The 6,706-nt window shown below is 68.5% G+C and carries 4 protein-coding genes and 1 pseudogene; 4 read left to right on the forward strand and 1 reads right to left on the reverse strand.

Features of this window, described 5'->3' with window-relative positions:
* The first annotated feature begins 518 nt into the window (after positions 1 to 518).
* The 4 genes from VF468_18880 (at position 519) to VF468_18895 (ending at position 6,384) form a co-directional block, all read left to right on the forward strand.
* Entirely contained in the window at positions 519 to 3,119 is a 2,601-nt protein-coding gene (locus VF468_18880) for a LuxR C-terminal-related transcriptional regulator (protein HEX5880357.1), read from the forward strand.
* 161 nt (positions 3,120 to 3,280) lie between these two features.
* A complete protein-coding gene (locus VF468_18885) occupies positions 3,281 to 4,105 on the forward strand; it encodes an NAD(P)H-binding protein (protein ID HEX5880358.1) in 825 nt (274 codons plus the stop codon).
* Positions 4,106 to 4,789: 684 nt separating this feature from the next.
* On the forward strand, positions 4,790 to 5,386 hold the full coding sequence (locus tag VF468_18890; protein HEX5880359.1) for a hypothetical protein: 597 nt from the start codon (positions 4,790 to 4,792) through the stop codon (positions 5,384 to 5,386).
* Positions 5,383 to 6,384: an aldo/keto reductase gene (locus tag VF468_18895; protein ID HEX5880360.1), complete on the forward strand. Its 1,002-nt coding sequence runs from the start codon at positions 5,383 to 5,385 to the stop codon at positions 6,382 to 6,384. Before VF468_18890 ends, VF468_18895 begins: the two co-directional genes overlap by 4 nt.
* Positions 6,385 to 6,404: 20 nt before the next feature.
* Here the strand turns inward: VF468_18895 and VF468_18900 are convergent.
* Positions 6,405 to 6,706 (reverse strand): annotated as a pseudogene (locus VF468_18900) (aminoglycoside phosphotransferase family protein).

The raw sequence follows: 6,706 nt of genomic DNA on the forward strand, positions 1-6,706 counted from the left end.
TTGGGTTTCGAGATGAATGTCGTTCAGCTTCACCAAGTCTTGGCGGTCAAGCTCGACTCCCACCGAGATGACCGCGGTATTCCGCTGAGGCCGTGGTGGACGCCCTAGGGCGAGCTACTAGTTTTGCAGCTCTCTCACTCGCGGTGAGCCGACCAGATCTGATGGCCACGGCCGTCCTCGCCTCAGCCTCCTACTTCTCGTCAAAGGAACATCGGGACTCTCTTCGCACGCAGACTGTCGATGCGCTCGCGGCGACTTGGTTTCCTTCACCCCAGGCGCGTGACGCAGCCATGCACGCAGGACTCGGATCTGACGGAAAGCTGCACTTGTGGAACGGGTTGCGGTGCGTGCTTCAACGCACAAATATGGCGTCGACGGACATTGACGGCGAGTCGGACTTGTGCATCTAAGAGCCTTGACCAAGAGACCCAAGGTCTTACCGCGGGCGGAGAACGGTGACAGCTCCTAATGCCGCTCAAGGGATGATCGCCGGACGGGCTGAGGGTGAGGATATCCCCATGGCTGAGCCGGCCACGACGGCGCCGTTGACGGCCGTCGGCCACGAGCGCGACGCGCTGCTGGCGACCAAGCTGCATCTGCCGCGCCCGCGGCCGGGGCTGGTGGCGCGCCCGCGGCTGCTGGCACGGCTGAACGAGGGCGTGGGGCAGGAGCTGGTGCTGGTCTGCACCCCTGCCGGGTTCGGCAAGACGACCCTGCTGGCCGAGTGGGTCCGCGCCGGCCAGCGGCCGGTGGCCTGGCTGTCGCTGGATGAGGCGGACAACGACCCGGCGCGGTTCTGGCGCCATGTTGCCGCCGCCCTGGAGCCGGTGCGGCCCGGGGTCGCCGAGCGGGTGACCGCGCTGCTCGGATCGCCACCGGCCTCGTTCGAGGGCCCGGTGACCGCGCTCGTCAACGAGCTGGCGGAGCTGTCCGACGACGTCGTGCTGGTGCTGGACGACTATCACCTGATCCAGGCGCCGGCTGTCCATGTCTCGGTCGAGTTCCTGCTCCAGCACCTGCCCCCCTCCCTGCGGCTGGTGCTGGCCAGCCGAGCGGACCCGCCGCTGTCGCTGGCGGGGCTGCGGGGCCGCGGCCAACTGGCTGAGCTGCGCCAGACCGACCTCCGTTTCACCCCCCAGGAGGCCGGCGAGCTGCTGGGGGCTACGGTGGGGGCCGAGCTGCCGGAGGTTGCTGTGGCCGCCTTGGGGAACCGGACCGAAGGCTGGGCGGCTGGGTTGCAGCTGGCCGCCCTATCGCTGCAGGGCCGCAGCGATATCGGTGAGTTCGTGGAGGGGTTCTCGGGCAGCCACCGCTACGTGCTCGACTACCTGACCGAGGAGGTTCTGGACCGCCAGCCCCCACAGCTACGGACCTTCCTGTTGGAAAGCTCGGTGCTGGAGCGGTTGTGCAGCCCGCTATGCGAAGCGGTGACCGGCCGGAACGACAGCCAGCAGCTGCTGGAGCAGGTTGAGCGGGCCAATCTGTTCCTTGTCCCCTTGGACGACGTGCGTGGCTGGTGGCGCTATCATCATCTGTTCGCCGACCTGCTCCGCGGCCGCCTCCAGCAGCAGTGGCCCGAGAGGGTGCCGGAGCTGCACCGGGCCGCAGCCGACTGGTGCGAGCGGCACGGGCTGGTCGACGACGCCATTCGCCATGCGCGAGCCGCTGGCGACCTGCCGTGGGCCGCCCGGCTGGTCGAGCAGCACTTCGAGGCGGTGCTCGGCCGCCGCGAGGACGCCACGCTGCGCCGGTGGCTGGAGCTGCTGCCGGCCGAGGTGGTGCGCTCCCGGCCGCGGCTGTGCCTCCTCCAGGCCTTCTGGGCGCTGATCGGCAGCCGGGTGGAGGCGGTGGAGCGGCTGCTGGACGATGCCGAGCGTGCGTTCTCCTATGCTGGCGAGGAGCCGTATCAGCCGGCGGTCGGCCGGGCGGCGAGTCTGGTGGCGAACATCCGGGCGGCGATCGCCCGCCTGCGTGCCGGCGCCGCACATCTCCGCGGCGATGCCGAGCAGACGATCACATTGGCCCGCCGGGCCCTGGCCGAGCTGGACGAGGGCGAATGGATGCTGGAGTCGGTGACCCGCTGGCAGCTGGTCGGCGCCGAGTGGCTGCGCGGCCGCCCGGCGGAGGCCGAACGCGGCTTCCTCTCTGCCCTCGCCAGCCTCGCCGCCTGGCGCACGACCGGGCAACTGACACTGGTCGCGTGGGGCTACGACCACCTGGGCCACGCCCAGCGCGCCCGAGGGCACCTGGGCGCGGCGCTGGCGACCTACCAGGAGGCGCTGGAGGCGGTGGCCGGGGATCCGGGCCAACCGGTCATGCCGGCCGCAGTTCGCGAGGCCGAACAGGTCCCGCTCAGCGGGGCGGTGGTCGGCCTGCTCAACCCATCGCCAGCGGTGCGGGCCCGGCTGGAGCTGGCCAACGGCCAGGTCAAGGCCGCCGCCCGCTGGGTCCAGCAGCGCGGTTTCGCCGTCCAGGACGAGCCTGGCTACCCGCGGGAGCGTGACTACCTGGTGCTGGCGCGGGTGCTGCTCGCCCAGCATGCACCCGAACGGGCACTGGAGCTGCTGGAGCCGTGGACGGCCCTGGCTGCGTCGCAGGGTCGGACCGAGAGCACCATCGAACTCCTGGCGCTCCAGGCGCTGGCCCATGCGGACCGCGGTGACGAACCGGCCGCGCTGACCACCCTGGCTGAGGCCCTCGTCCTGGGGGCGCCAGAGGGCTACCTGCGTGTGTTCGTCGACGAGGGCCTCCCGATGGCAGCTCTGTTTCGCCGGTTGCTGGGAGGCCGGCATCCGGAGTGGCAGGCGGCTGTCGACGCCGTCCCCCGCGACTACCTGGCCCGCCTGGCGGTCGCATTCGAGCAAGCCGGTGCGCCGGTCTTCCCTGCCGCCAAGCGTGGCGCCGTTCTGGTTCCGGGGCTGGTCGAGGCGTTGAGCGCGCGTGAGCTGGAGGTGCTAGCGCTGCTGGCCACCGGCAAGTCCAACCGGGCCATCGCCGAGGATCTGGTGGTCACGCTTGACACCGTCAAGCGCCACGTCACCAACCTGTTCAACAAGCTCGGGGTCGCCAACCGCGTCCAGGCCGTGGCCCGGGCTCGCGAGCTGGGATTGCTGTCTTAACCGCACCCCCGACTACTCGCCTATTGGTGTAGCAGCAGGCGCGCAGGGTGCTCGTGGGTTCCCACCCTCGTTCCCACCTTCAGGTGATGCCCGAGCCCGGCGGCGCTCATAGCGTGCTTGCAGGAACATGCGAGAGGAGAACGGGAATGAAAACGGTCCTGGTGCTCAGCGGCAAGGGCAAGACCGGCCGCCGCGTCGTCGAGCAGCTCGAGGCCCGCGGGGTGCCGTACCGGCTGGCCTCCCGCTCGAGCGAGCAACGCTTCGACTGGTACGACGACAGCACCTGGTCGGCGACGGTCGCTGGCGCCGACACGGCGTACCTAGCACCTCCGGTCGGCCCGACCGGTCTGACCCAGGCCGGGCGGTTCATCAAACAGGCCGCAGCCGATGGCCTTCGCCGGGTGGTGCTGCTGTCGGGCCGCGGCGTGGGCAGCCCGGGTCGCGAGTTCGACGTCTACGAGAGCGGTCTCGAGCTCGAGCACGCGGTCAAGGACAGCGGCGTCGACTGGACCATCGTCCGACCGGCCTGGTTCGCGCAGGGGTTCAGTGAGGACTTTCTCCGTGACCACGTGCTGGCCGGAGAGATTCGCGTGTCGGCGGGTGACGGCGCCGAAGCCTGGATCGACACGAACGACGTCGGGGACGTCATGACGGCTGCCCTGCTGGACCGGCGCCACATCGGCCAGACGTACTCGCTGTCCGGACCCCGCACCCTGACCATGACCGAGGTCGCCGCCGAGCTGACCGTCGCCACCGGCCGTCCGGTCGGCTACGTCGATCTCGCGCCGGAGGAGCACGTCGCCGAACTGGTCGGGTTCGGCCTGACGCTGGAGGACGCGGAGTCGGTGCGCGATCTGTTCGCGGTGATCCGCAACCACCGTTCGGAGTACGTGTCGGACGGCGTCCAGCAGGTTCTCGGCCGGGCCCCGCGCGACTTCACAGACTGGGCCCGCGAGACCGCCAAGACCGGGGTGTGGGCGGCGTAGCGGCGACAACGATGGCCATCCATCCCGCGATCTATCACGACGACACACCACGAGAGATCGGCTTCTTGACCGCGGCGGATCGCGCGGGTGGCATCGACATCGCGCTCAACGTGAACACCGTCTCGTAGGAGTAACAAAGCATCATGCAAGCGGTGTCGGATGCATTCCTTTTCACCATCGCCGAAGTCTCGGCGACGCTGATCGGCCTGTTCGTACTTGGGGTGTTCTTCTATATCGATAAGGGCCTTCGCCAGCTCCACGACATCCGCGACGTCGTGGCGCCCTACATTCGGGCTGGCACCAGGATCGTGCTGGTTCTCTACGCAATCCCCCTGGGGATCTCGCTCACCCTTGTCGTCCTGGAGCCGATCTGGACCAGGTTGCTGTTCGCATGGCTGAGTCTCGTACTTGTTGCCGCGAACCTCGACACAGCTGCGCGAATCCGAGCCTTCGTTAAGGTCGTCGGCTCGTCTTCTTTTCCCCTGCTCGAGGTGGCGGGCACGGTGGGGGTGCTGCGCTCGTCCTCCTCCCGTGGCTGCTCGGAGGACTCCGTCCCAGCAGGGAAGACTTCACCTGGGCGATTCTCCTGTCGCTGCTGGTCGGGTTCTTTAGCACGAGCACGGTTTTGCTGTCCGTGTTCGACATTATCCGGCTCGACGCCACTGCCGGAGTTGGGAGTAAGTGATGACCGGCTACGAGCTCGCCCTGTTCACCCACCTGCTGGGAGTGGTCACCCTCTTCGCCGCGATCGCGCTGGTCGAGACCGCCGGGGCCCGTCTACGACGGGCAGCGAATGTCCAACACGTTCGGCTCTGGGTCGACCTGACTCGCACGGCAGCCCCGCTTTTCCCGGTCGCCTTGTTGACGGTGCTGGGAAGCGGGCTATTCATGGCTGCCGACTCCTGGACCTTCACCACACCCTGGGTGGTAGTCGCGATCGCTGGTGTAATCGTCATGGGCGGAATCGGTGGCATGGTGCAAGGCCGGTACTGGGCAGCAATCGGCAGAACCGCTCGGGCCACCGAAAACGGCCCCGTACCACAGCCTCTCAGCGAGTTCATCGCTGCGCCGGCCCTATGGGTGTCGGTCGCTGCCCCAGACGTCGGCACCCTCGGCATCCTGTGGACCATGGCCATTAAGCCCGGCTGGACCGGCTCAATCGTTGCCGTCGCCGGCATGGGGACGCTCGGCGCGATCGCTGGCTACACCCTCAGCAGTCGCCAGCGACAGTCCACGAGCACCGCACACTTTCCACGATCGACTTCGAAGGAGTGGCGATGAGCGACTCGGTAGAGTCCGGCGCGGCGGCGGAGACCATCCGGACCGTCGGCCAGTGGCAGGTCCCCGCTCTCGGCGCCGGCACGTGGGCGCTGGGTGGCCCCTGGGAGTTTGCGGGCGCCCCAGCCGGCTGGGGTGAGGTCGACGACGAAGTGTCGATCGCCGCGGTTCGCGCCGCATACGAAGGTGGCGTACGGCTGTTCGACACAGCCGATGCCTACGGCTGTGGCCATGCCGAACGCGTTCTCGGGAAGGCGGTCGCGCCGTTCCGCGACGACGTGGTGATCGCGACAAAGGTGGGGCTGGTCTTCGATGAGGCCACCCGCACCGGCAACGGCATCGACATCAGCCCGGCCTACATTCGGCGGGCGTGCGAGGCAAGCCTGCGCAGGCTGGGAACCGACCACATCGACCTGTACCAGCTGCACCCGGGCGAAGTCACCGCGGACCAGGCGCCGGCCGTAGTCGAGGTATTCGACCAACTCGCCGCCGAAGGGAAGATCCGCAGCTACGGGACGGCCAACGAGGCCGTGGATGTCATCGACGTCTTTGCCACAGGCGCTGGATGCGTCGCGGTGCAGCAGCAGCTGAACGTCTTAAGCGCCAACGAAGCCGCGTTAGCGCGCTGCGAGGCCCATGATCTCGCCGTACTCGCTCGTAGCCCGCTCGCGATGGGGTTCCTGTCCGGCAAGTACCGCGTGCGCGACCAGCTTGCCCCCGGTGATGTCCGCCGGGAAACGCCATATTGGGACTACTTCACCGAGGCCGGCATGCCGCGATGGCAGCAACGACTGGCCGCGATACGCGACGAGCTTTGCACCGACCAGCGCACCCTGGTCCAAGGTGCGCTGGCATATGTCTGGGCACGCTCGCACCGAGCGGTCGCGCTCGGCGGTATCAGAACACCCGAACAGGCCAGGGAACAGGAAGGCGCACTCGCCCACGGGCCGTTGACATCGGCGCAGACCGCCCGCATCGACGCCCTGATCGCTGCTGCCTGACCATCGTGGGAAGGCACTGCCGGGTGCGGCTCGCCGTGCAGCAATTGCACGACACCGCCGCGCTCGCCGATCCCTCGTCTCAGACTTCGTAACGTGTCGCCGAGCAGCTCCCGGTCCGCGTCGGCGAGCGCCGGCGTGTCGTCGCGGCTCGCCACCAGCTGTTGCGCCTGATCGACTCGATCCGTGAAGTGCGGCGTCGCGACATCGAGCGTGCGCATGCGGGCATGCAGCTGCGCCAGCGCATTGGCGTAGTCGGCTGGTGAGACCTCTCGAGATCTCACGGACCCGTAGTAGGTCCACAGCGTGACCACGAAGCCATCCC

This window comes from Actinomycetota bacterium, assembly GCA_036280995.1.
Lineage (GTDB): Bacteria > Actinomycetota > CALGFH01 > CALGFH01 > CALGFH01 > CALGFH01.